This is a genomic window from Methylobacterium brachiatum, from assembly GCF_900113845.1.
GTDB lineage: Bacteria > Pseudomonadota > Alphaproteobacteria > Rhizobiales > Beijerinckiaceae > Methylobacterium > Methylobacterium brachiatum.
Map to the genome: position 1 here is coordinate 145,615 of NZ_FOQW01000013.1, position 23,766 is coordinate 169,380.

Genomic DNA, 23,766 nt, shown 5'->3' on the forward strand with positions numbered 1-23,766 from the left:
TCGCTCACGACCCGCCATCCTACCGGCATGTCGGTCGACGCACCCTACATCGTGAGGCGTGAGGAGCCGCGGTCGGACCTTCGGGACCTGGACCGGGTGGCCCTGACGGCGCCCGCGACCACGGACGACGGCGTGACCATGGAGCCGGGCACCGAGGGAACGGTCGTCGGGGTCTGGCGGGACGGGGAAGCCTACGAGGTCGAGTTCGCGCACCCGATGGGTGCCCTCGCGACGGTCGAGGCGAACGACCTGCGCCTGGTGAAGCGCGGACCCGCTTGAGCCGCCCGGACTGGCCGCGAAGCTGGTCGCTCGACCCGCGCAAGATCAGCAGCTACCTGCTGGATGAATCCCATATCGAAGGCGGTCCGAAGGCGCGCTTCTTCAAGCGTTTCGGTTTCGGGACGCACGATCCCCTCGCGCTCTCATCCGCCCTTCTGGATCATCCGGCGGAAAGCACCTTCGCGGGTGAGACGATCTCAGGCCGCGGCGACGTGAAGGTGATTTTCGAGGGCCTGATCGTCACACCGGACGGACGCAACCCCCGGGTCCGCACAGTCTGGCGCCTCGACGACGCGCGCAACGCCTACTTCGTCACCGCAGTGCCACTGACCTGAGCCTCAGCGTGCGATGGCCGGGCCATATTCTCAAAGGCCGGGCCCGACCCGAGTGACGCAGGAAGCCAAACAGGCGACCCCTCAGGCTTTGCTTCCGCTGGGAAAAGCGTCGCTGCTCTGAAGAGCGTATGCCACGCCGTCATTGCGAGCGCAGCGAAGCAACCCAGGGCAGCACCCGATCACAAAACGTCGCGCATCACTGGGTTGCTTCGCTGCGCTCGCAATGACGGTGCAGGTCCTTCGACAGAAGGCGAGAGCAGAAAACCCGACGGGGTTCACCCGATCCGGCGCGAGGCCCGCCACAGCCGCCACAGCCTCCGCCAGCGCGGCAGGTCGGTGATCGTGTTGAGCGGGTCGTAGCTCGCCCGCTCCATCGTCGCGAGATAGGGCTCCACCAGGGCCACCGGCAGGAACGCCGTGCCGGCGAGCGGCGCGATGGTCGGGCGGGCGGCCTCGAAGGCCTTGAGATGGGTCCGGGCGAGGTCGCGCAGGTCGGCGCAGGCCCGGCGCAGGCCCGGGCCGCCGCGGCCGCTTGTGATGTCCTCGCGGGTGACGCCGTAGCGGCCGAGCACGTCGGCCGGCAGGTAGACTTGGCCCGAGCGGGCGTGCCAGGGCAGGGCCCGGAGCAGGCCGGTGAGGCCGTAGGCCACGCCGGCATGGCCGGCGGCCCCGGCGCCGCCCGGCTCGGTGCCGTTGCCGATCACCAGGCTCGCCAGACGGAACAGGGCCGAGGCGGTCTCGCCGCAATAGCCCTCCAAGTCGTTCACCCGGGGCATCGGGTCCTCGTAGAGATCGAATACCCGTGCGTCGATCAGGTCGACGAAGGGCTGGCGCAGCAGGCGGTTCACCCGGATCGCCTCCTCGAGGGCCGCCGCCACCGGGTTGGCGCGGACATCGCCCCTTGCCTCGCCCTGGAGCGCGTCGCGCCACCATTGCAGGCGGATCTCCCCGGCCATCGGGTTCGAGGCGGCCTCGCGCACCCGCGCGATGGTCAGGCTGAAGGCGTAGAGGGCGAAGAGGTGCGGGCGGGCGGCGGCCGGGGCGAACAGGGTCGCGTAGTAGCGGTCGGGGTCGCCCTCCCGGACCAATTGCTCGCAATGGGCCTGCGCGAAGGGCAGGCCGGTCTCGGCGGGCTTGTCGTCGACCTCCGGCATCAATCGACCACGATCAGGGCGGCCGCGACCTTGCGGTTCTCGGCCACCAGGATGTTGTAGGTCCGGGCCGCCGCCCCCGTCTGCATCACGTCGAGGCCGACGCCGGCATCCTTGAGCCAGCCGCGCAGGGACGGGTCGATCGCCGCGATGTCGAGGCCGGTGCCGACCAGCAGCAGCTCGATCCCCGCCGCCTCGGCCTGGACCGGCCGCAACGCAGTCCGGTCGATCGCCTTCGGGGAGGTCACGTCCCAGGCGCGCACCCCCGAGGGCAGGAGCAGGAGCGAGCCGCGATGCGACATCCCGGCGAAGCGGAAGCCGCCATTGCCGTAGGTGTCGATGATGTGGCGCCCCGGCACGAAGCCGGAATCGAAGCTTTTCGGACTCGGCTGCTCGGCCATCTCGGGAAAAAACTACTCCGCGGGTTGCGGGACGCCGGAGCGCTCGGCCGCCGCCCGGGCGCCCGAGAGCATCAGCCCCAGATAGATCAACACCGGAGTCGAGACGAAGATCGCCGAGTAGGTGCAGATCACGACGCCGCAGAGCATCACGATGGCGAAGCCCTTGATCGCCTCGCCGCCGAACAGGACCAGCGCCAGGAGCGACAGGCCCGACGAGATCGAGGTCATCACGGTGCGCGACATGGTCGAGTTGATCGACAGGTTCAGCAGGTCGACCGTGGGGATGGTCTTGTAGCGCCGCATCAGCTCGCGGGTCCGGTCGAACACCACCACGGTCTCGTTGAGTGAGTAGCCGACGATGGTCAGGATCGCGGCGATCGAGGTCATGTTGAACTCGATGCGGGTGATGATGAACACGCCGACCGTCAGCACGATGTCGTGGAGCGTGCCGACGATGGCGCCGAGCGCCAGCTCCCGCTCGAACCGGAACCAGAGGTAGAGCAGCACCGCGACCACCGAGAGCACGACGCCGAGGGTGCCGGACTGGACCAGCTCGCCCGAGACGCGCGGGCCCACGGTCTCGGTGCGGCGGAAGTCGTAATCGGCGTCGAAGGCGGCGTGCGCCTTGTTCATCACCGCGGTCTGGCCCTGCTCGCCGGGCTGGAGCGGCAGGCGCACCAGCACGGTGCCCTGGTTGCCGAGTTCCTGCACCTCCGGCTCGCCGAAGCCGAAGCCCACCGCGGTGTGCCGGATCGCGGCCACGTCGGCGGTGCCGGACTTGGCCTGCAGCTCGACCAGGGTGCCGCCCTTGAAGTCGATGCCGAAGTTCAGCCCGATGGTGAGGAACAGCACCACGGTGGCGAGCGACAGCACCGCCGAGAGCGGAAAGGTCAGCCGCCGGAAGCGCATGAAGTCGAAATGCGATTCATCGGGCCAGAGGCGGAGCAGGCGCATTTTTTTCGGACCTAACGTGTGGGAGATGTCAGCACCGGCACGATCCCGTCCCACCCGCGACCTCATCCTGAGGTGCTTGCGCCCCGCGCAAGCCTCGAAGGAGGCCTCCAGGCTGCGCGCGGTCCCTGGATCCCTCCTTCGAGGCCCGCTGGCGCGGGCACCTCAGGATGAGGTTCGGGGTTTGGAGCGGCGGATCACACCGGCGGCGATGCATCTCCCGAAAGGAAGTTCATTCAGAACGGCAGGGCCTTCGGCCTGAACGTCTTATACCACACCGCGATCATCATCCGGGTCAGCGTCACGGCGGTGATGACGGTGGTCAGGATGCCGAGGATGAACACCACGGCGAAGCCCTTCACCGGCCCGGAGCCGAGGAAGAACAGGATCAGCGCGGCGATCGCCATGGTCGAGTTCGAGTCGATGATCGTCGCGAACGCCCGGTCGAACCCAGCCTGGAGCGCGGAGATCAGCGAGCGGCCGGCATGGCTCTCCTCGCGCATGCGCTCGTAGATCAGCACGTTGGAATCCACCGCGGTGCCGATGGTGAGCACGATGCCGGCGATGCCCGGCAGGGTCATGGTCGCCTCCAGCACCGACATCAGGCCCAGGATCAGCCCGACATGGACCATGAGGGCGATGTTGGCGATGAAGCCGAAGGTCCCGTAGGTGGCGAACATGAAGCAGACGACGAGGCCCGCCGCCACCAGGGTCGCGAGCTTGCCGGCCTGGATCGAGTCCCGGCCGAGGCCGGGGCCGACGACGCGGCGCTCGACCACGGTGAACTTCGCCGGCAGGGCGCCGGCCCGGAGCAGCACCGACAGGTCGTTGGCCTGCTGAACCGTGAAGTTGCCGGTGATCTGGCCCGAACCGCCGGTGATCGCCGAGCGGATCACGGGGGCCGAGACCACCTCGTTGTCGAGCACGATCGCCATGCGCCGGCCGACATTCTCGGAGGTCGCCTGGCCGAAGCGCTGCGCGCCGCGCAGGTTGAATTTGAAGCTGACCATCGGCTCATGCGACTGCTGGTCGAAGGCCGGCTGGGCGTCGGTCAGCTCGCCGCCATCCGCCATGACCCGGCGCTCGACCGGGACCTTGGCGCCCTTCTCGTCCTTGGAGGGCAGCATGTCGACGTCGCCCGAGGGGCTGTCGGCCAGCATACGGAACTCGAGCTTGGCGGTGGAGCCCAGCAGCTTCTCCAGCCGCTCCGGGTTCTGCTCGCCCGGAACCTGGATCAGGATCCGGTCGGCGCCCTGCTGCTGGATCGAGGGCTCGGTGGTGCCGGTGGAATCGAGCCGGCGGCGGATGACCTCGATGCCCTGGCTGACCGCCCGGCGGGTGCGGTCGGTGATGCCGGCATCGGTGAGCGTCAGGCGGATCACGCCGCCGGGCTGCTCGGTGATGTCGAGGGTGCGGGCAGCAGTCTGGCCGATCGCGCTGGTGATCGGCAGCGACAATTCCTGCAGCTTGGGCAGGACCTTGGCCCTGGCCGCGTCGTCCGCAACCTTCACCTGGACGCCGCGCTGGAGCAGGCCGATGCCGCCGTCGGCGCGGACATTCTCCTGCTGGAGCGTGCGGCGCACGTCGTCGCGCAGCGCCTTGGCCTGGGACGCGATCAGCTCGTTCTGATCGACCTCTAGCAGCAGCTGCGAGCCGCCCTGGAGATCGAGGCCGAGCACGATGCCCCGGGTCGGGACGATCCAGGTCGGGAACCAGGACGGCAGGCTCGCCACGAAGCCCTTGCGCTGCTCGGGCGTGAAGAAGCTCGGGACCGCCAGCATCAGGCCGATCAGGATCGCCGCGAGGGTCGTGATGATCTTCGCACGGGAGAAGCGCAGCATCGGCCGGAATTTTCTCTTTCGGGCCGGCGGGTTACGCCGGCCGCTTCACGGGGGGTGTCAGGCGGCCTTGGCCGGGCCGCCCTTGGCGCGGACCTCGGAGATCATCGTCCGCACGACCCGCACGCGGACGTTCGGGGCGATCTCGACCTCGATCTCGGGCTGGTCGTCCACGGCCTTCACCACGCGCCCGACCAGGCCGCCATTGGTGACGATCGTGTCGTCCCGGCGCACCGCCCGGATCAGCGCCTGGTGGTCCTTGACCCGCTTCTGCTGCGGTCGCAGGATCAGGAAATACATGATCACGAAGATCAGGACGAACGGGATCACCTGAAAGGCGATCTCCGCTCCGCCAGCGGCCGAAGCGGCCCCTTGCGCGAAGGCGGGGGTGATCAACGAGCGTCTCCTGCGATTGGCACGCAGGCCTGCCGCCGGATACGGCGTCCGCAGACCTGTCTGAAAGCGCGCGGACTATAGCCAGGGGCTTCCCGAAAGCAACGCCCCGCGCTCAGGCCGTCACAGCAGGCCGAGCACGGCCGCCGCGAAGGCGTCCGGCGCCTCCTGGGGAACGTTGTGGCCGACCCCCGCGACGATGGCGCGCCGGTAGGGCCCGGTGAAGTGCCGGGCATCGGTATCCTCCGCCGGGGGCGGGCCGACGCCGTCGTCGGCGCCGAGCAGCGCGACCGATGGGACCGTGATCTCCGGCTGGGCCGCCAGGAGGGCCTCGATCTCGACGAGCGCCGGGTCACCGGGGACCAATCCGAAGCGGTGGCGGTAGGAATGGACCACCACTTCCACGAAATCCGGGTTCTCTTCGAAGGATCGGGCGGTGCGGGCGTAGGTTTCGTCGGAGAATTGCCAGGTCGGGGACCAGAGCCGCCATAACAGGGCGCAGAATGACGCGCGGTTGGCCGCAAGCCCGGCGCGGCCGCGCTCGCCGTGGAGATAGTACTGGTACCACAGCCTGTGCTCGACGTCCGGCGGGGCCGGATTGCCCGCGGCCGGGATATTCTGGATGTTGTAGGCCACGCCGCCGCTGACCAGCCCGGCCGCCCGGGCCGGCCAGAGCGCGGCCACCACGCAGGCCGCCCGGCCGCCCCAATCGTAGCCGGCGAGCACGGCCCGCTCGATCCCGAGGGCATCCAGGAAGGCCAGAAGGTCGGCGCCGAGGGCCGCCTGCTCGCCGGAGCGCAGGGTGGCGTCGTCGCGGAACCGGGTCGGCCCGTAGCCCCGCAGATACGGGATCAGGCAGCGTACGCCGTCCGCGGCAAGGCGCTCGGCCACCGCGTCGTAGGCGTGGATGTCGTAGGGGAAGCCGTGGAGCAGCACGGCCGGCTTGCCGTCCGGCGGGCCGACCTCCCGGTAGGCGACGTCGAGTACACCGGCCTGCACGCGCTTCATGGATCACGCCCTCGATGACGACGGCATCCTATACGACCCCCGCGCAATTGCCGCATGCGCTCTTGCCGGCGGCCCGATCCGCCCGACCTTGGGCGCGGTGACGGAACCGGGGGACACGACGCGATGGGCCTGCTCGACGGTGTGAAGACCATGATCGGCGACGTGGTCGCGGCGGCCGACCGGGCGGTCGTGAGCACCGGCAGCGGCAAGCTCGCTTTGGCGCTGGCCAAGTTCTACCCGGGCGGCCTCGTCGCCTTCCTGGACCGGCTGCGCGAGACCGGCCACGGCGAGGCCGTCGAATCCTGGATCGGCCCCGGGGAGAACCGCCCGGTCCCGGTCGAGGCTGTGGCGCGATGCCTGCCGGATGCGGTCACCGAGCGGCTGGCCTACGACCTCAACCTGCCCGCCGGGCGGGTGGCGACGGCGCTCGCCGAGTTCCTGCCGGCCGCGGTCGCGGCCCAGAGCGAGGATGGCCGCCTGAAACCGCAGCCGAACTTCAGCACGCAGGTGCGCTGACAAAGAAACGGCGGCCCCTCCCGGGACCGCCGCCTCAAACCGCGTCGTGTCGTCTCAGTTGCTGGCGAGCTGGGACATCGGGTCCACGGGCGAGCCGCCCTTGCGGATCTCGAAGTGCAGCTGCGGCGAGGTCACGTTGCCGGAAGCGCCGGACTTGGCGATGGTCTGGCCGCGCTTGACCTTGTCGCCGGGCTTCACGTCGATCTCGCCGTTATGGGCGTAGGCCGAGACGAAACCGTTGGCGTGGCGCACCAGAACCAGCTTGCCGTAGCCCTTCACGTCCGAGCCGGCATAGGCCACGGTGCCTTCCTCGGCGGCCTTGACCGGCGTGCCTTCCGGCACCGCGATGTTGATGCCCTCGTTGCCGGAGGTGCCGTAGCCCGAGATCACCCGGCCCTTGGCGGGCCAGCGGAAGCTCTCGGACGGGGTCGCGTCGGCGACCGACCCGGTGGCGGCGGGCTCGGGCTTGGCGGGCGCCGCGGCGGCGGCCGGCTTCGGCGTCTCCTTGACGGCGACCTTCTCGGGCTTCTCGGCGGCGGCGGCCTTCTGGGCCGCCTCCTTGGCGGCCTTCGCCTCGGCGAGCTTCTGGGCGGCCTCGGCCTTCGCGGCCGCCTTGGCCTCGGCCTTGGCTTCCTGGGCCTTCGCCTCGGCCTTGGCCTTCGCGTCGGCCTTCGGATCGGCCTTCTTCTCGTCCGCCTTGGCGACCTGGCCGGGGCGGACATGCTGCTTCTTGTCGGCCTCCTTCACGGACGCCTCCTTGCGGGACTTCTCCTCCGCGGCCTTGCGGGCGGCGGTATCCCGGGCGAGCGCCTCCTTGCGGTCCGCTTCCTTCTCGGCGGCGGCGCGCTTGGCGGTTTCCTTGGCTTCCTCGCGCTTGGCCTCCTCACGCTTGGCGGCCTCCTTGGCCTCCTCGCGCTTCGAGGCGACCTTGGCCTCCACCTGGCGCGCATCCTCGCGCTTCTCCTCGGCGGCCCGGGCCGGACGCGCGGTCATCGGGGCGGCGGCCGGGTTCAGACCGGAGGCGTTGTAGACCGGGATCACGATCTGCCGGCCGGGGGTGATCTGGCTGGCATTGGACAGGCCGTTGGCCGACAGGATCGCGGAGGCGGGCACCCCGAAGCGCGTCGACATCTGGTTCAGGCTGTCGTTCTTCGACACGGTGATCTGCGTGCCGCCCTGCGCGCTCCAGCCGGGGGTGCCGGTGGAGGCGACGCGGGTGGCCGGCGCGGCCGCCGGGGTCGGGGCCGGGATCGCCGTGGCGGCCGGGCGGGGAGCCGCACCGGGGGCGCCGAGCGCCTCGGACTGGATCCGGCCCGTGCGGATCGCCGGCGCCGGCTTGAGGCCGCCCTCCGGCAGGCTGCCGGTGGCGGCAGGCTCCGACGAGAAGGGGTTGGAGAATGGGTTGCTCAGGCGCGATGCGTCCGAGGAACAGGCGGCGGCACCGCCGCCGATGATGCCGATGAGGGCGACGCGCGACAGCGTCCGTAACCCTCGACCCGTACCACGCACCCGCATCGACGCACCCGTTTGCCTGACGCAACTTGATGCCCCAATGAAGACGGATTCAGGTTAAGCAACCGTTCCCGTCCGGCATATCCGTGACGCCGTCGCGCTCTGTTCGACAGGTCGTCAAAGTCTTCGCGGGATGAACCGCGGGGGTATGACCGTGCCTTTCCCGGCCCGGCCGCGACCCCACATCGCAATGATGTTTACCATTCGCGCCACCCGCGACAGCCTCGCCGACCTGCCCCGGATCGAGACCGCGCGCCTGTCGATCGCGGCGTTGCGGCCCGAGGATGCCCAGGATCTGCGCCGGCTCACCGATGACCCGGCGATCACCGCGGCGGTCGATTTCCTGCCGGCTCCGTTCACGGTGCGCGATGCCGAGCAGTTGATCCGCAGCGGCGCGCGGGGCCAGGACCGTTTCCTCGGGGCCTGGGCGCGCCCCGCGGGGGCGCCTGAGACGGGCACGGGGACCTCCCCGGACCCGGCCGGGCCCGACCTCGTCGGCGTGGTCGGCACCCATCTGCGCGGCCCCGGGGCGATCGAGATCGGCTACTGGATCGGCGGAGCGGCGCGCGGGCGCGGCTACGCCTTCGAGGCGGTCTCGGCGATCATCGGGCTTCTCGTCCGGCGTTTCCCGGCGCGGATCATCGTGGCGGAATGCCGCCCCGGCAACGTCGCCTCCTGGGGGCTGCTTCAGAAGCTCGGCTTCCGCGACACCGGGGAGGAGGGGCATCGTCCCGGCCGACGCCTGCTCCGGAGGAGCTGAGCGGCACTCGGCGCGATCACGCCGGCCCGGCGGGCAGCCTCCCGGCCGGTGCCGTCAATTCGCGGCCTGCGCCGCCTCGGCGGGCGCCGCCGCGACGGGCTTTTGCCGACGCTTCTTCTTGTGGCCGTCGACCCTGATCAACCGCTCATCCTCGGACACGCGCTCCACCAGGGCAAAGCCGTGCAGCTCGGCGAGGCAGGCCAGATCCTTCGAGTGCTCCTCGGTCAAGGCGTAGAAGGCGGCCCGCACGATATCCTTCTTGGTCGCATCGGGATGCTTCTCGCGGACGGCCGCGCGCAACGCCTTCGGCGTCATGCCGGGCGCGGCGACACTCCGCAACGTGTCCGACAAAGCCTTGATCTGCGGCATTTCCAGATGTCCTCAACCCACTCATGCACAATAGGCAAAGGACAATACGTGACTCCGCGCCCGCATCGCAAGTTCCGCGCGCTCAGCGACGCGGATGAACCGTTCGGTTGTCGGAGATCTACGTCACGAAATCTATCAGGATAGAGATATCCTATATTTGAACTTACAGAGGAAGTCGGAATTCGACCCGGTCCGCGCGATGCATGCGCATTTGTCTTCGCGCATGAAAAAACCCCCGGGCGGCTGCCCGGGGGTCGTCGAAAAGCCCGGCCCGGAGGCCGGTCCGGAGAATCGGATCAGAACGTGATACCGGTCTCGACCATGTAGCGGTCCTGCGAGGTGCGGTTGCCGTAGCGGCCGAAGCCGGTACCGGGCGCGATCGTCCCGCCGTCCAGGACGGACGCGCGCGTGATGCCGCCGAGCTCGACATGGGCGTATTCGACCCGGAAGAAGTAGCGGTCGAACGTGAAGGTCGGCGTGACGGTCACCGAGAAGGCGTTGCTGCCGGGGCCGAAGCCGAGCAGGTTGGGGGTGGTCCCGCCGCGTACGCCGGTCTGCTCGGTGTACTCGACGCGCCCGGCCAGGGAGAAGATGTCGTTGAAGGAGTAGGCGGCCAGAAGGGCGCCGCCGTAGGTCGACGCGCTGCTCGTGATCCCGACGCGCTCATCCCGCTCGACATTGGTGAACTGGAAGTAGGGCGAGACGATCCACGGGCCGTTCGCGTAGGTGTAGTTGATGTTGAAGATGCCGCTATTCTGCTGGAAGTTCGGGGTGGCGAACTGGTAGCGCGGGCTGCGGTCGAGGGCGTTGGTGCGGCCGAGGTTGAGGCCGCCGTTCACGCCGATCGTGTTGTAGTCGTCGAGCTTGTAGGCGACGTTGCCGGTCAGCCAGCTGATCTCGTTGGAGAAGAAGCCGTCGGTGCCGGCGAGCGAGACCGAGAGCGGGCCGCTGCTGTAATTGACCTGCACGCCGTGGTTGATGAAGTTCTCCTGCACGAACAGGAGGCCGCGGTTGATGTTCAGGTTCTGGTAGGTGAACAGCAGCTCCGTGCCGATCAGGGTGAACATCCGCCCGCCCTGGACCGACCATTCATCGTTGATCTGGATCCGGCCGAAGGCCACCGGGACCGGTCCGAACAGCAGATCGGTCTGGGTGAACGTCCCGAGGGTCGGGAAGCCGAGCTGCGGGATCGAGTAGGCGCCCGCCTGAACGTAGAACTGGAACGCGCCTTCGGGCTTCTGGATGATGCCCTGGAGATTCGAGAAGTCGACCCGCGCCGAGCGGTCCCGGTCGTTCGGGGCGGCGGGCGTCGAGAACGACGCGAACGGGTTGGTCTGGGTATAGGCGTAGCCGGTGACGGCGCCGCCGACATAGAGATCCCCCAGCGGGCCGGCCGAGAAGCAGGTCGGGTTCGGGTTGGCCTTGATGACGCCGCCATAGGCCGGGCCGATCAGCGTGGCCTTGCAGGGCTCGGCCGGGGGCGGCACGGGCACGGGGGCGGGGGCTTGCAGGTCGGCCGCGAGGATGCCGGTCGAGGAGAGCAGCACGGTGGCCAAGCCGGCCAGGGTGGATCGCTTCAGCATGATGTCGCAGCTCGCTGGAATTGGTTCCCGGTCAAGCTGACACCGGCCCGCCGATGACACAAAAGCAAACAAATGGCACTTGCCTAGTTTTTAGTCATTCTTGCAGGGCCGCCGCGGGTCTGCAGAGAAATGTGGCTTTGTCGCCACAACAGCTTGCCCAGCGCCTGCGCGAAACGTCTTAAGGAAGTGCGACGCCGGCGCGAACTCGGCCCAATAGTGACGAATCAATCCCGCGGGCCGATCGGATCGCAGCGAAACCCGCCGAACTCCCCGCGGGCCAGGCGCTGAGCTAGAGCCGGCAAGAACAGCAGCGCCTCCTCGGCGAGGCGCCAGGGCGGATTGACCACGATCAAGCCGCTGCCGCACAGCCGCGTCGGGTCGTCCGGCCGGTCGATCAGCAGGTCGAGGCGCAGGGCCGGGCGGGGCAGGGCGGCGTCGAGGTCCCGGACCATGCGGTCGATCGCGGCCGCATCCTTGATCGGGTACCAGGCCAGGAACAGGCCGGTCGGCCATTTCGCCACCGCCCGGGCTAGGTGGGTCCCGAGCCGCTCGATCTCGCCCGGCACCTCGTAGGGCGGGTCGATCAGCACGAGGCCGCGCCGCTCCGGGGGCGGGATCTGCGCGTTCACCGCCGTCCAGCCGTCGAGGCTCAGGACCTTGGTGCGCCCGTCGCGCTCGTAGCGCTCCCGCAGGGTCGCGGCGTCCTCCGGGTGGAGCTCGACGAACACGCCCTTGTCGCCGGGCCGCAGGGCCTCGCGGATCACCGCGGGCGAGCCGGGATAGGCGGTGGCGCCGTAGCGGGCCTGCACCGCCGCCACCGCCTCCCGGTAGGGCGCGAGCAGCGCCTCGATTTCGGGCGCGAAGGGTTCGTCCATGCGGCCCCAGCCGTCCCGCCACTCGCCGGTGCGGGAGGCCTCGTCGGCGGTCAGGTCGTAGACGCCCAGGCCCGCGAAGGCGTCGAGCGCCCGGAACGGCTTGTCCTTGAGGCAGAGATGGGCGAGCACCCGCGCCAGGACGAGGTGCTTGAGCACGTCGGCATGGTTGCCGGCGTGGAAGGCGTGCCGATAGTTCATGGCGTCGCCGTCAAGCGGATCCCGCGGCCCGGGTCCAGCCTCGAACCGCGAAAACGGTCAAAAAAGTCAGCGGGCGGCGTCGAGGGTGATTTCGGGCGCGCGGCAATTGCCGCGGGCGACCTCGGGGCAGGGGGTGAAGCCGCGCAGGTCCTTGGAGAAGCAGATCCGCACCTCCTGCAGCTGCCCGCGGGTGCAGGTCACCGCCATCATGTCCGGGCGCAGGCCGCGATTGGCGGCGACGAATTGCCGGGCGATCTCGATCGGCGCCAGGCTTTGCGGGGCGCCGCCGCCCTTCAGGCCGTCGGGAATGGTCACGGCGAGGCGCGCGTCGCGGGCGGCCTGAAAGTAGCGGGCCGGGTCGAGGCCGGAGCAGGTACCGTGGGCCCGCCATTCGTGCCGGGCGAGGCCCTCGCTCGGATAGACCTGGCCGGCCACCTCGAGCGCCTGCCGGGTCGGCGCCCGCTCCACGGCTGAGCAGTTCTGCGGGTAGCCGCGGGTGTATTGCGGCCAGAGCCCGTGGACCACGAAGCCGAGGCCGCGGCCGGGGGTGCATTGCACGTCGTTCCGGCGCTCGCCGACGCCCGCGCAGTAGGTCGGCGACCACGACAGGGCCAGCACGTAGAAATCGAACGCGCCCGGCTCGCCCCGGCGGCTGAAGCCGCCATAATCCTGGGCGGCGGCCGGCCCCGCGAGCAGCAGGCCGGCCAGGCAGGCGGCGCGGACGCGCATGATCAGGGCCGCGCCATCCGGCAGGCGGTGGCGTAGGCGTAGGCCAGGTCGCGGTCGAGGCCGTGGACGCAGAACTCGACGCCCCAGGTCGCCCCGATGATGCCGAGGCTCTCGCGGACCGAGTAATCGACCTTGCGGCGCACGCCGTCCGAGGTGGTGACGGTGGCCGAGCAGAACCGGCGCGGATAGGTGTCCAGCCCCCAGGGCCGCCAGGCGGTGCGCTCGATCGTGTCGAAGGACCGGATCGTCATCGACGAATTCCAGTACTTCGCCTCCTTCTCGGCGAAGTTGGTCGAGACCCGCTCCAGCACGCTCGGATCCTGGCAGCCCGGGATCTGGGCGTCGAACGGGAAGATCCGCTCCTCGGCGGGCTCGATATCCTCCCGGGCCGAGCGGGCCAGGGCCGGCTGCGCGACGGAGAGGAGGGCCAGCCCGAGGGCCAGGCTGTGAAGGATCGGGCGCATGGCGCGTGCCTCAACGGGGGTGCTGTCCTGCATGCGCGAGACGATGGCCCCGCCGGGGCGCCAGTCAAGCTCTCGCATGCAAACAGGCACGCTTTAGCCGATCTGTGCGGCTCGGCCGCTACAGGTCCGGGCCTCTTTTCGAGTCGCCGAAGACCGACCGTCTCAGTAGATCGGCCCCGTGCTCGGCGGCGGCGCGCCGAGCTGCAGCGGCTCGTCGTAATCCTGCGCCGGCTCCTCGGGGGCGGCGGCGACCCGGGGGGCGGGGCGGACCGGCGGCGCGGCGGTGTAGGCCGAGGCCGCGGGCAGGCGGGCCGGGGCGCGGGCGACCTGGGTCGGGCTCGGGGCCTTCGACATCGGCGCGACGCCGTAGGGATCGTCCTCCTCGATATCCACCGGGGCCTGCGGGGCGGCCGGCTGACGCGGCGGCGGCAGCGGGCGCGACAGGGGCCGCTCGGCCCCGGTCACGAGCTGGGGCGTGAACTTGATCAGCGGCTGGCAGATGCGCTTGAGGCCCCGCGGGTCGTGCCGGGCGAGGTCGACATGGATGTGGTCGTAGTGGAACACGTTCGAGCCCGGGGCCAGCACCGTGGTGAAGCGCTGGCAGGCGCCCAGGAAGATCTCGCGCAGGAAGCCCTGCTCGGCCTCCGTCCCGCGCCAGCCGCCCTTGATCGTGATGACGTGGCCGTCGGCGAGCTTGATCGACATCACGTCGATGGCGTTGCCGAAGCCGTGCTCGGAGAGCTTGGCGCCGGGCTGGTTGTTGCGCCCCCGGCAGGAATAGGAGCCGGCGTTGATCTCGGCCACCGGCACGCCGAAATACAGGTTCGCGGCGGGCTGGATCGTGTCGGCGAGCCAGGCCTCGGCCTCGGCGAGTGCCGGGCAGCCCAGCGTCATCCGCTGCTTCATCACCACCGTGCCGCCGGCCAGCCGCGTCACCCGGAAGGGCTGCTGCATGCCGCACGGGCCCGGCCCGTCCATCGCCGCGATCGGCGTGATGAACTCGGTCGGCTCGACCAGTTTCTTCGCCAGGCAGACTTGCTCCGCCTGGTCGCGCCACGGGTCGCGCCGCTCGAACCGGTTGATCGAGCAAGCGGTGAGCCCCGCGCCGAACAGCGCCAGGGCGGAGAACAGGGATACGCCACGCCACATGACCCAGACGATGCGCACGGTCGCGTAAAGCGTTCGTCAACGCCGATTCGCGAATGGCCCGGCCTGTGGCCTTCGAGAACCGCCCCCGGTCGCCATGCGGTCGGGGGCGGTTCTCAACCCTCGATGTCACGCGCTCGCCGAGGCCGAACCGGCCTCCACTTCGGCGGCGAGCGCTTGAGTTGACAGCGACCCGGCCCGGGGACTGAATACAGTATGCTGTCAATCCTCGACCTCCGCGCCCGCATCGAAGCCGGCACCCTGACGCCCGCGGGCGCGATCGACCTATGCCGCGCGGCCCTCGCCGCGCGGGAGCCGGAGCTGCGGGCGCTGGTCACCCTGGACGACGACCCGGTCATCCCGGATTCCGGGCCGCTCGCCGGTATCGCGGTCGGCGTGAAGGACATCATCGACAGCGCCGGCCTGCCGACCCAGATGGGCTCCGCGCTCTATGAAGGCTGGCGGCCCCGGGGCGATTCCGCGGTGGTGGCGCGCCTGAAGGGCCTCGGCGCGGTGGCCCTGGCCAAGACCACCACCACGGCGTTTGCGAGCAGCGACCCGACCGCGACGGTCAACCCGCACGATCCCGGCCACAGCCCGGGCGGATCCTCGGCGGGCTCGGCCGCCGCGGTGGGGGCGGGGCTGCTGCCCCTCGCGCTCGGCACCCAGACGGCGGGCTCGGTGATCCGGCCGGCGAGCTATTGCGGCTGCGCGGCGGTGAAGCCGTCCTTCCGACTGATCCCGACGGTCGGGGTGAAGACCTATTCCTGGGCGCTCGACACGGTCGGCCTGTTCGCGGCCGGTGTCGCGGATGTCGCCCACGCCCTGGCGCTGGTCACCGGCCGCCCGGAGATCGCCCGGTGCGAGCCCGGCTCGGCGCCGCGCATCGGCCTCGTGCGGCAGGATTTCGCCGAGGCGCCGGAGCCGGAAGCCGAGGCCGCCCTGGCCCGCGCCCGGCAGGCGGCCGAGCGGTCGGGGGCGCAGGTCACCGACCTCGCGCTGCCGCCGGAGCTGGCGCTCGCCTGGGAGCGCCACCGGATCATCCAGAACTACGAGGGCCGGCTGGCTTTGGCCTGGGAGTACGATTCGCATCGCGACGCGCTGCCGCCGCGGGTCCGGGAGCATCTCGATGCCGGCGCGGCGATCGCGGCCGCGGAATACGACGATGCCCGCCGCCATGCCCACCGGGCCCGCCGGGTGCTCAAGGGCCTGTTCTCCGAGTACGACGCGATCCTGACCTTCTCGGCCCCGGGCCCGGCCCCCGCGACCCTGGCCTCCACGGGCGATCCGCGCTTCAACCAGCTCTGGACCCTGATGGGCGTGCCCTGCGTGAACGTGCCGGTGCCGGGCGAGCGCCTGCCGGTGGGCGTCCAGGTGATCGGCCGCTTCGGCGACGACGGCCGGGCGCTGGCGGTGGCCCGGATGATCGAGGACGCCCTGCGGGGGTGACGGGTCGCCGGCGCCGCGCGCACGTCCGAAACCCGCCTCCGCTCACAGCTCGGGAAACTCCTTGGCGACGTGGTCGATGAGGGCCCGTACGGCGGGCGGCAGGCCGCGCCGGGTCGTGAAGACGAGATGGACGATGCCGTCCTTGCTCCGCCAGTCCTGGAAGATGCGGACCAGCTTGCCGGAGGCCACATGCGCCGCGCAGGCATGGTCGGGCAGGAAGGCGACGCCCAGCCCGTCCGCGGCCGCGTCGCAGAGGACGGCGTAATCGGCGCAGGTCATGCGCGGCTCGTGGCGCAGCACATGCACGGCCCCGTCGTCGCGCTCGAGGGTCCAGGTGACTTCGCCCGCCTCGTCGTTGGTGCCGAGCGTCGCGAAGGACGCGAGATCCGCGATGTCGGCGCCGAGCTGGCTCGCGGTCTGGGGGCTGGCGACGAGTATCCAGCGCGAGTTGCCGAGCACGCGCAGGGTGAGGGAGGCATCGCTCGTCAGCGCGCGGCGAACGCGCAGAGCGAGGTCGACCCGCTCCTCGATGAGATCGACCGCCCGATCCGTCACGACGAGCTGGAGCTGGACCTTCGGGTAACGGGCGAGGAAGCCGCGCGCGATCGCGGATATCACCTTCGCCAGATTCGCCGGGCAGCTCATCCGGATGCGGCCATGCGGCTCGACCTGCGCCTCGGCGACCAGCGCCTCAGCCCGCTCCGCCTCCAGCATCATCGCGCGGCAGCGCTCGTAGAAGCTCTGCCCGACCTCGGTGACGCGGAAGCGCCGGCTGGAGCGCTCGATCAGCCGCACACCGAGCCGCGCCTCCAGCGCCGAGATGCGGCGGCTGAGCTTCGATTTGGGCTCGCGAAGCGCCCGCCCGGCGGCGGCATAGCCGCCATGGGCCACCACCTCCGCGAAGTAGACGTAGTCGTTGAGATTGTGGCGCATCATCGTTCCTTAAATGGAACGCTAAGTGCCAGATTTGCCCTCTGCAAGGATCATCGTTGTCGGCGCATCTCTCTCGGCATCGGCCGCCGCGCCGCTGAACCGAAGGGAACGACGATGACCAACCGATTTGAGAACAAGGTGGTGGTGGTGACCGGCGCCACGAGCGGCATCGGTCTCGCGACCGCCAAGGCCTTCTCGCAGGAAGGCGCGTCCGTCTTCATCACCGGACGCCGTCAGGATGCGCTGGACGCGGCCGTGACGGCGATCGGCGGTCGCGTGACGGGCGTGCGCGGCGACATGGCGACCTTCGCCGATATCGACCGCCTCTACGATGCGGTCCAGCAGAAGCACGCGCAGATCGATGTCGTCTTCGCCAATGCGGGTGGCGGCGGGTTCGCCCCGCTCGGTGCCATCACCGAGGAACAGTTTGACCAGACCTTCGACACCAACGTGAAGGGCACGCTCTTCACCGTCCAGAAAGCCCTTCCGCTCCTGAAGGATGGCGGCGCGATCGTGCTGACCGGCTCGACCGCGGGGATCGAGGGGACGCCCGCCTTCAGCGTCTACTCGGCCAGCAAGGCGGCGGTGCGCAACTTCGCCCGCAGCTGGATCCTCGACCTCAAGGATCGCGGCATCCGCGTCAACGTCGTCAGCCCCGGCGCGACGCGCACGCCGGGCCTCGTCGGCCTGGCCGGCGAGGATGCGGAAAAGCAGCAGGGCCTTCTCGACGCCCTGGGCTCGCGGATCCCGCTCGGGCGTGTCGGTGAGCCGGAGGAGATCGCCAAGGTGGTTCTCTTCCTGGCTTCGGACGCGGCGAGCTTCGTCAACGGCGCCGAGTTCTTCGTGGACGGCGGCCAAGCGCAGGTCTGACCGAACCGGGCGAGGCCCGGGTCGATCGCGCCCACTGGTCCGGTCGCCGGCTCCACCGAGCGGCTCCAACCCACGCTAAGCCACCCGGAAGGGGTCCTGGCGCGGCCGCTGCCCGCGTCCCCGCCCGAGGGCTGGGCCGACATTCCGGTTGACGAGGCCGGCGGGCAGCAACATGCTTGCGCGCCATGCCCAGGAACCGGCCCCTCTGTGACCGACGCCGACGTCGCTGCCCCCAAGCGGCGGCTTCTCGGGCTGCGCGTCGATCCGTGTCCTTCCGCGTCGTGACGGCCTCACCGTAGGCCCCGCCCGCCGGACCGGCCCAGGCCCGCGTTCCTGAACCTCCGCAGCCCTCGGCTCCGGGGGTTTTCTTTTGCCCGAACTCCAGAAGGACACCACCATGAGCCTCCGCGTCGGCATTGTCGGGATCAGCGGGTTTGGCGGCGGCGAGGCGATGCGCCTGATCGCGAGCCACCCGTCCTTCGAGTTGGTCTACGCCGCGGGCGAGGGCAGCGCCGGCAGCCGCTTGGTGGAGCGCTTTCCCGGTGTCCCGGCCAAGCTGGCGGAGCTAAGGATCGAGCCATGGGACCCCGAGGCCCTGCCGAAGCTCGACGTGCTGTTCGCGTCGCTGCCCACGGGCATGTCGGAAGCGGCGCTGGCGCGCGTCCCCACGGACGTGAAGATCGTCGATATCGGCGGCGACCACCGCTACGTCGCGCATTGGGCCTACGGCCTGGCCGATGTCTGGCCAGCTCAGATCGCGGGCCGGACCCGCGTCGCCAACCCGGGCTGCTTCCCCGCGGCGACGCTGACCGCGCTGGCCCCGCTGCTGGCCGAAAGGCTGATCGAGCCCGGCAACATCGTGATCGACGCCAAGACCGGCCTCTCCGGAGCCGGCCGGGGCGGCGCCGACAGCCGGTTCGGCTACGCCGAGACCAACGAGAACCTCGTGCCCTACGGCCTGCTCGACCATGTCCACATGCCCGAGATCGCCGAGACGATCGAGCGGCTGAGCGGCGGCAGCGCGGCCGGCCTGGTGTTCACGCCCCATCTGGTGCCGATGACCCGCGGCATCCTCGTCACGATCTATGGCCGCGGCCAGGCCACCACGAGCCAGTGCCTGGACGCGGCCCGGCGCTTCTATGCCGGGCGGGCCTTCGTCCGCGTGACCGACAGGCCGCCGCAGACCAAATGGGCGACCGGCTCGAACCTGGCTTTCGTCAGCTATGCGGCCGATCCCGCGCGCAACCTGGTGATCGCGATGGGCGTGGTCGACAATCTCGGCAAGGGCGCCGCCGGTCAGGCGGTGCAGAACGCGAACCTGATCTGCGGCCTGCCGGAAACCGAGGGGCTGGACGGCGCGCCGATCTGGCCGTGACGGCGGCGCGCCGCGCGCCTCAACTGCTCGGCTGCTCGTGCAGCGTGTCCTCGACGTAGAGCTGCTCCAGCAGGACCTTGATCACCGCCATCAGGGGCAGCGCCAGGGCGATGCCCCAGAGGCCGAAGATCACGCCCAGGATCAGCTGGCCGGCGAAGATCGTGGCCGGCGGGATGTCCAGCGCCCGCTTCTGGATGAACGGCGTCAGGCCGTAGCTCTCCAGGCACTGCACCGCCAGGTAGACGCCGATGGAGCCGATGACCGCCTTCAGGCCCGAGGCCAGGGCCGCCAGGATGATCACGAGACCCGCCACCAGCGGGCCCACCGTCGGCACGAAGGCCAGCAGCCCGGCCTGGAGGCCGAGGATGAGCGCGCCACCGATTCCCAGGAAGGCGAGCCCGGCCCAGGTGCAGACGAAGATCACCGCCATGATGATCAGCTGGCCGAACAGCCAGTGCCGCAGGGTCTCGCCGGCGCCGTCGAGGACCTTGGCCGCGCGGCGGCGCTTCTGCGGGGGCACGAAGCGCAGCACCCCGTCGCGGTAGGCCTCCGGGTCGGCCGCGAAGGCGAGCCCCAGGAAGGCGATCACCAGCAGGTTTCCCAGCGCGTCGAACAATCCGAGGATCACGGCCGCCGCCGGCCCGAGGACGCTGCCCGCATCGGACACGATCGAGCTGCTGCCCTTGAGCAGGCCGTTGGCGAGGCCGCCGAGACCGCCCTCCCGCTGGCTCGCGTCGGTGGAGCCGTCCTTGCCGCCGCCCTGCGGGGCGAGGCTCGGCACGTCGATGCCGCGCTCGGACAGCCAGCTCGACACGGTGCCGGCCTGGTCCTTGATCGTGGTGCCGAGGTCGCGCCCCTGCTGCACGATGGTGGCGCCGCCATAGGTCCCGAAGCCGATCGCCGCGACCGCGACCGCGAGGCTCGCGATGGTCAGGCGCACGCCCCTGGGCAGGGGCAGGACGCGGCCGAGCCCCCGAGTCAGGCCGTCGAGGAACACGCCGAGCAGCACGCCCGCGAAGATCAGGAGCAGCGTGCCCACCGACATCCAGGCGAGCGCCAGCGCCGCCGTGAAGCAGACGACGGCGATGCCGGAGGCCGCCAGCGGCAAGGCGCCCTGCCAGGGCCCGACCGGGCCGTCCAAGTCCCGAGATTGACCGTCCGTCATCACCGCTCCCGTACCGCGGGCTCACGAACGCCGCGGGCCGGCCATGGTCAAGTGTGGCTCTCTATCAGCTTGTGTGCGGTGCGCCGAGACCGGACGGCGTTTCGCGCGTTGTCCGCCCGCGCAGCCGCTCCCGCAGGGAGCCGGGCGCCCCAGGAGAGACCGCGTGAGCAGCAACGAGCCCCATACCCGTTCCCTCGGCCCCGGCCGGACCGTGGATACGGGGGACCAGCTCAGCAGCGTGGTTCTCCTCGGCCTGGCGATCGCGGGCGGCCTCGCGGCCGTGCTGCTCAACGCGATCCTGTAGGCCGGATCAGCGCCAGCGCTCGGCCGCCGCGTCGTCGTGGGCGGCGGCCTCGACCCAGCCGCCGGTGGTGCCGTCGGCCAGGTGCTCGCGCTTCCAGAACGGGGCGCGGGTCTTGAGATAATCCATCAGGAAATCCGCCGCCTCGAAGGCCGCGACCCGGTGGCTCGAGGCGGTCACCACCAGCACGATGCCGTCGCCCGGCGATACCAAGCCGTGCCGGTGGATCACCCGCAGGGCCTGGAGCGGCCAGCGGGCGACGGCCGCCTCGGCGACCCGGAGGATCTCGGCCTCGGCCATGCCGGGGTAATGTTCGAGTTCCAGGGCGGCGAGGCGCCCGCCCTCGTCCCGGCACAGGCCCGTGAAGGTGACGATCGCGCCGGCCCGGCCGCCGAGTTCGGCGCCGATCCGGGCGATCTCGGCGGCGGTGTCGAAGGGCTCGGCCTGGATGGCGACGCTCGGGGCGGGGGCATTCATGGTCGGGTCCAACGATCCTCGTCCGGCGGTCTTCGGGCGGCGCGGGATGCTCCCGCGCCTGTCACACCCGGCCGCGCCTCTATATGGCACGCTGAGCCGCATTCGCCCGCGGGCGTGATCGGTTGGCAACCGGCGGAGAAGGATGACCGTGTGACCCCCGACCTGATCCTGCCCTACGCGGGCGTCCTGCCGGATTTTGCGAGCCGCCCGGTCTGGTGCGGGCGCGGCAGCACGGTGATCGGCGCCGCCCGCATCGGCACGCAGGCCTGGATCGGCGACGAGGCGGTGATCCGCGCCGACGGGCAGGCCATCACCCTCGGGGACCGGTTCTGGCTCGGCCACCGCTCGACGGTGCATATCGCCACGCTCACCCACGGGACGCAGGTGGGCGACCGGGTCACGGTCGGGCGCAACAGCGTCGTGCATGCCTGCACGGTGGGCTCCGACGTCGTGATCGAGGACGACGTGGTCATCCTCGACGGGGCCGAGATCGGCGACCACGCGGTGATCGAGGCCGGCGCGACCGTGTTCCCCCGCATGAAGCTCGAAGGCGGCCACGCCTATGCCGGCAGCCCGGCGCGGCCGAGCCGGCCGGTCGGCCCGGACGAGGTCGCCGAGCGGGCCGAGCGCCTGCGCGAGCGGATGGGCGACGGCGCGGCCGCCGATCCCGGGCAGCCGCCCGAGGTTGAGGACAGCGTGTTCGTCGCCCGCACCGCGCGCCTGCGCGGCCGGGTCAGCCTCGGGGCCGGCGCCAGCGTGCTGTTCTGCTGCGACCTGAACGCCGAGGTCGGGCCGATCGTGGTCGGGGCCGACACCAACATCCAGGACAACACCGCGATCCGCACCCGGGCCGAGGGCGTGGTGATCGGGCGCGACACGACCATCGCGCACAACGTCCGGATCGCCGATTGCCGGATCGGCGCCCGGGCGCTGATCGGGATCGGCGCTACGGTGGCGCCCGGCACCTTGATCGCCGACGACGTCATGCTGGCGGCCGGCGCCACCACGGATCCCGGCCAGATCCTGGAGGCCGGCTATCTCTGGGGCGGCCGCCCGGCCCGGATCCTGTCCCCCCTCGACGCCGAGAAGCGCGCGATGATGATCCGGATCGTCGAGGGCTATTGCCAGCACGGGCGCGAGTATCGGGCCGCGCAGGCGGGGGCGGGTTAGGACCGTCTTGCGCCTCTTGTGGCCGATCGATGAGCCCGGACAGGGCACGGGAATCGCTGTGCGAACGTCCTTGCCGGCGGGTTATTCTGTAACTACGATATTGCCGTGCATATGGTCTGGGATGAGCGCAAGCGCGCGATCAACCTGCGCCCCGAGCCTGAGGGGCACGGTCTCGATTTCGTCGATGCCCGCGACCGTTTCGAATGGGACAGCGCCGTCATCGTTCCGACCTATCCGGGACCCGACGGCCGCCCGCGATTCATCGCCATCGGCTGGCTCGACGAGCATTTGCGGGCGCTGGTGTTCTCGCCGCTCGGGACGGAGGCGGTGACGGCCATCAGCCTCCGCCCGGCCAGCCGCAAGGAGAGGAGCCTCTATGACCAAGCGTAAGGCGGGCCCGATCAGCGACGCCGAGGAGGCCCGGATCCAGGCCGCGATCGCCCGCGATCCGGACGCACCGGAGGTCACCGACGAACAGGCCGCGCAGGCACGTCCGGCCTCCGAAGCCCTGGATCCGGCACTCTTCGCGAGACTCTCGCAGCGCGGCCGTCCGAGATCGGAGACCCGCAAGAAGCTCGTGACCCTGCGGCTGCCGCCGGACGTGATCGAGGGCTACCAGGCCACCGGCCCGGGCTGGCAGGTGCGGATGGGTGAGGTTCTCGCGGCCGGTCTCAAGACCGGCCTGCGCGGTCGCAAGCGGACTGCGTGACGCGGGCGGGCATCGCCCCCGTCACGCCAAGATGACCAGCGCAAAAAATCAGTGCTGCAGGATCTTCGACAGGAAGGTCTGGGCGCGCTCGGAGCGGGGGCTGCCGAAGAAGTCCTCCTTCTTGGCATCCTCGACGATCTCGCCGCGATCCATGAAGATCACCCGGTCGGCGACCTTGCGGGCGAAGCCCATCTCGTGGGTCACGACCATCATGGTCATGCCCTCCTTGGCGAGCTCCACCATCACGTCGAGCACCTCGCCGACCATCTCGGGGTCCAGCGCCGAGGTCGGCTCGTCGAACAGCATCACCACCGGGTTCATGGCGAGCGCCCGGGCGATTGCCACGCGCTGCTGCTGGCCGCCCGAGAGCTGGCCCGGGAACTTGTCGGCATGGGCGCTCAGGCCCACCCGGGCCAGCAGGTCGAGGCCGCGCTTCTTCGCGTCCTCGGCGCTGCGCCCCAGGACCTTGCGCTGGGCGATGGTCAGGTTGTCGGTGATCGACAGGTGCGGGAACAGCTCGAAATGCTGGAACACCATGCCGACCCGGGAGCGGAGCTTGGGCAGGTTGGTCGCCTTGTCGGCGACCTTGGTGCCGGCGACCGTGATCTGGCCCTTCTGGAACGGCTCGAGGGCGTTGACGCACTTGATCAGGGTCGACTTGCCCGAGCCCGACGGGCCGCAGACCACCACGACCTCGCCCTTGGCGACCTTGGTGGTGCAATTCGTCAGCACCTGGAAGTCGCCGTACCATTTGCTGATGTTGTCGATGGCGATCATCGTCTCGCCGGGCGCGGCATCCGGCACGCCGG

At 70.5% G+C, this 23,766-nt stretch carries 28 protein-coding genes; 11 read left to right on the forward strand and 17 right to left on the reverse strand.

Annotated features, from left to right (window positions below; all coding sequences use genetic code 11):
- Positions 1–27 precede the first annotated feature (27 nt).
- Positions 28–279, forward strand: coding sequence for a DUF4926 domain-containing protein (locus tag BMZ47_RS18310; RefSeq protein ID WP_091863707.1), 252 nt, complete (start codon positions 28–30; stop codon positions 277–279).
- Positions 276–614, forward strand: a complete 339-nt coding sequence (locus tag BMZ47_RS18315) for a DUF6883 domain-containing protein (protein ID WP_091863708.1) — start codon at positions 276–278, stop codon at positions 612–614. Before BMZ47_RS18310 ends, BMZ47_RS18315 begins: the two co-directional genes overlap by 4 nt.
- 275 nt (positions 615–889) lie before the next feature.
- Here BMZ47_RS18315 and BMZ47_RS18320 read toward each other — a convergent pair whose 3' ends face one another.
- From BMZ47_RS18320 to BMZ47_RS18345, 6 genes are all read right to left on the reverse strand, one after another.
- Entirely contained in the window at positions 890–1,768 is an 879-nt protein-coding gene (locus BMZ47_RS18320; protein WP_007562489.1) for a phytoene/squalene synthase family protein, read from the reverse strand.
- Positions 1,768–2,166, reverse strand: a complete 399-nt coding sequence (locus BMZ47_RS18325) for an Mth938-like domain-containing protein (RefSeq protein WP_091863709.1) — start codon at positions 2,164–2,166, stop codon at positions 1,768–1,770. Before BMZ47_RS18325 ends, BMZ47_RS18320 begins: the two co-directional genes overlap by 1 nt.
- A 12-nt stretch (positions 2,167–2,178) precedes the next feature.
- Positions 2,179–3,120, reverse strand: a complete 942-nt coding sequence (gene secF, locus BMZ47_RS18330; RefSeq protein WP_091863710.1) for a protein translocase subunit SecF — start codon at positions 3,118–3,120, stop codon at positions 2,179–2,181.
- Positions 3,121–3,353: 233 nt separating this feature from the next.
- The gene (secD, locus tag BMZ47_RS18335; RefSeq protein ID WP_007562492.1) at positions 3,354–4,958 is read right to left on the reverse strand and encodes a protein translocase subunit SecD; all 1,605 of its coding nucleotides are present in this window, start codon (positions 4,956–4,958) and stop codon (positions 3,354–3,356) included.
- Between the two features lie 57 nt (positions 4,959–5,015).
- Positions 5,016–5,351, reverse strand: coding sequence for a preprotein translocase subunit YajC (gene yajC, locus BMZ47_RS18340; RefSeq protein ID WP_007562493.1), 336 nt, complete (start codon positions 5,349–5,351; stop codon positions 5,016–5,018).
- Positions 5,352–5,471: 120 nt separating this feature from the next.
- The gene (locus BMZ47_RS18345; RefSeq protein WP_007562495.1) at positions 5,472–6,356 is read right to left on the reverse strand and encodes an alpha/beta fold hydrolase; all 885 of its coding nucleotides are present in this window, start codon (positions 6,354–6,356) and stop codon (positions 5,472–5,474) included.
- A 123-nt stretch (positions 6,357–6,479) separates the two neighbouring features.
- Here BMZ47_RS18345 and BMZ47_RS18350 point away from each other — a divergent pair, with 123 nt between their 5' ends.
- Entirely contained in the window at positions 6,480–6,872 is a 393-nt protein-coding gene (locus BMZ47_RS18350; RefSeq protein WP_007562498.1) for a YidB family protein, read from the forward strand.
- Positions 6,873–6,926: 54 nt separating this feature from the next.
- Here BMZ47_RS18350 and BMZ47_RS18355 read toward each other — a convergent pair whose 3' ends face one another.
- On the reverse strand, positions 6,927–8,387 hold the full coding sequence (locus BMZ47_RS18355) for a peptidoglycan DD-metalloendopeptidase family protein (RefSeq protein WP_091863711.1): 1,461 nt from the start codon (positions 8,385–8,387) through the stop codon (positions 6,927–6,929).
- 190 nt (positions 8,388–8,577) lie between these two features.
- Here BMZ47_RS18355 and BMZ47_RS18360 point away from each other — a divergent pair, with 190 nt between their 5' ends.
- The gene (locus BMZ47_RS18360) at positions 8,578–9,144 is read left to right on the forward strand and encodes a GNAT family N-acetyltransferase (protein ID WP_091863747.1); all 567 of its coding nucleotides are present in this window, start codon (positions 8,578–8,580) and stop codon (positions 9,142–9,144) included.
- 54 nt (positions 9,145–9,198) lie between these two features.
- Here the strand turns inward: BMZ47_RS18360 and BMZ47_RS18365 are convergent, their stop codons facing one another.
- The 6 genes from BMZ47_RS18365 to BMZ47_RS18390 form a co-directional block, all read right to left on the reverse strand.
- Complete coding sequence (locus tag BMZ47_RS18365) at positions 9,199–9,459, reverse strand: hypothetical protein (protein WP_342029069.1); 261 nt, start codon at positions 9,457–9,459, stop codon at positions 9,199–9,201.
- Between the two features lie 350 nt (positions 9,460–9,809).
- Entirely contained in the window at positions 9,810–11,096 is a 1,287-nt protein-coding gene (locus tag BMZ47_RS18370) for a porin (protein ID WP_091863713.1), read from the reverse strand.
- 224 nt (positions 11,097–11,320) lie between these two features.
- Positions 11,321–12,169, reverse strand: coding sequence for a 23S rRNA (adenine(2030)-N(6))-methyltransferase RlmJ (locus BMZ47_RS18375; protein ID WP_091863714.1), 849 nt, complete (start codon positions 12,167–12,169; stop codon positions 11,321–11,323).
- A gap of 66 nt (positions 12,170–12,235) precedes the next feature.
- Entirely contained in the window at positions 12,236–12,898 is a 663-nt protein-coding gene (locus tag BMZ47_RS18380) for a ribonuclease T2 family protein (RefSeq protein ID WP_007562508.1), read from the reverse strand.
- 2 nt (positions 12,899–12,900) lie between these two features.
- Positions 12,901–13,362, reverse strand: coding sequence for a hypothetical protein (locus BMZ47_RS18385; protein ID WP_007562510.1), 462 nt, complete (start codon positions 13,360–13,362; stop codon positions 12,901–12,903).
- A gap of 162 nt (positions 13,363–13,524) precedes the next feature.
- A complete protein-coding gene (locus BMZ47_RS18390; protein ID WP_091863748.1) occupies positions 13,525–14,511 on the reverse strand; it encodes an extensin-like domain-containing protein in 987 nt (328 codons plus the stop codon).
- A gap of 213 nt (positions 14,512–14,724) precedes the next feature.
- On the opposite strand from BMZ47_RS18390, the gene BMZ47_RS18395 reads away from it, so the two are divergent.
- Complete coding sequence (locus BMZ47_RS18395; protein WP_091863715.1) at positions 14,725–15,957, forward strand: amidase; 1,233 nt, start codon at positions 14,725–14,727, stop codon at positions 15,955–15,957.
- Positions 15,958–15,999: 42 nt separating this feature from the next.
- Here the strand turns inward: BMZ47_RS18395 and BMZ47_RS18400 are convergent, their stop codons facing one another.
- The gene (locus BMZ47_RS18400) at positions 16,000–16,893 is read right to left on the reverse strand and encodes a LysR substrate-binding domain-containing protein (RefSeq protein ID WP_091863716.1); all 894 of its coding nucleotides are present in this window, start codon (positions 16,891–16,893) and stop codon (positions 16,000–16,002) included.
- Between the two features lie 111 nt (positions 16,894–17,004).
- Between BMZ47_RS18400 and BMZ47_RS18405 the strand changes: the two genes are divergently transcribed.
- Together BMZ47_RS18405 and argC are read left to right on the forward strand one after the other, a co-directional pair.
- A complete protein-coding gene (locus BMZ47_RS18405) occupies positions 17,005–17,760 on the forward strand; it encodes an SDR family NAD(P)-dependent oxidoreductase (protein WP_091863717.1) in 756 nt (251 codons plus the stop codon).
- A 397-nt stretch (positions 17,761–18,157) separates the two neighbouring features.
- Positions 18,158–19,135, forward strand: a complete 978-nt coding sequence (argC, locus tag BMZ47_RS18410) for an N-acetyl-gamma-glutamyl-phosphate reductase (RefSeq protein WP_091863749.1) — start codon at positions 18,158–18,160, stop codon at positions 19,133–19,135.
- A gap of 19 nt (positions 19,136–19,154) precedes the next feature.
- On the opposite strand, the gene BMZ47_RS18415 is transcribed toward argC, so the two are convergent.
- Positions 19,155–20,300 (reverse strand): AI-2E family transporter, encoded by a 1,146-nt coding sequence (locus BMZ47_RS18415; RefSeq protein ID WP_007562528.1) that lies wholly within the window; start codon positions 20,298–20,300, stop codon positions 19,155–19,157.
- Between the two features lie 163 nt (positions 20,301–20,463).
- Here BMZ47_RS18415 and BMZ47_RS28640 point away from each other — a divergent pair, with 163 nt between their 5' ends.
- Entirely contained in the window at positions 20,464–20,604 is a 141-nt protein-coding gene (locus BMZ47_RS28640; RefSeq protein ID WP_007562530.1) for a hypothetical protein, read from the forward strand.
- 6 nt (positions 20,605–20,610) lie between these two features.
- Here BMZ47_RS28640 and BMZ47_RS18420 read toward each other — a convergent pair whose 3' ends face one another.
- On the reverse strand, positions 20,611–21,078 hold the full coding sequence (locus BMZ47_RS18420) for a molybdenum cofactor biosynthesis protein MoaE (protein ID WP_091863718.1): 468 nt from the start codon (positions 21,076–21,078) through the stop codon (positions 20,611–20,613).
- Between the two features lie 150 nt (positions 21,079–21,228).
- Between BMZ47_RS18420 and BMZ47_RS18425 the strand changes: the two genes are divergently transcribed.
- The 3 genes from BMZ47_RS18425 to BMZ47_RS18435 all read left to right on the forward strand — a co-directional run bounded on the left by BMZ47_RS18425 (position 21,229) and on the right by BMZ47_RS18435 (position 22,957).
- A complete protein-coding gene (locus tag BMZ47_RS18425; protein WP_091863719.1) occupies positions 21,229–22,248 on the forward strand; it encodes a gamma carbonic anhydrase family protein in 1,020 nt (339 codons plus the stop codon).
- A 111-nt stretch (positions 22,249–22,359) separates the two neighbouring features.
- Entirely contained in the window at positions 22,360–22,638 is a 279-nt protein-coding gene (locus BMZ47_RS18430; protein WP_007562537.1) for a BrnT family toxin, read from the forward strand.
- Complete coding sequence (locus BMZ47_RS18435) at positions 22,625–22,957, forward strand: BrnA antitoxin family protein (RefSeq protein WP_091863720.1); 333 nt, start codon at positions 22,625–22,627, stop codon at positions 22,955–22,957. The genes BMZ47_RS18430 and BMZ47_RS18435 overlap by 14 nt, the downstream gene beginning before the upstream one ends.
- A 48-nt stretch (positions 22,958–23,005) precedes the next feature.
- Here BMZ47_RS18435 and BMZ47_RS18440 read toward each other — a convergent pair whose 3' ends face one another.
- Positions 23,006–23,734, reverse strand: coding sequence for an amino acid ABC transporter ATP-binding protein (locus BMZ47_RS18440; protein ID WP_039902772.1), 729 nt, complete (start codon positions 23,732–23,734; stop codon positions 23,006–23,008).
- Positions 23,735–23,766 lie beyond the last annotated feature (32 nt).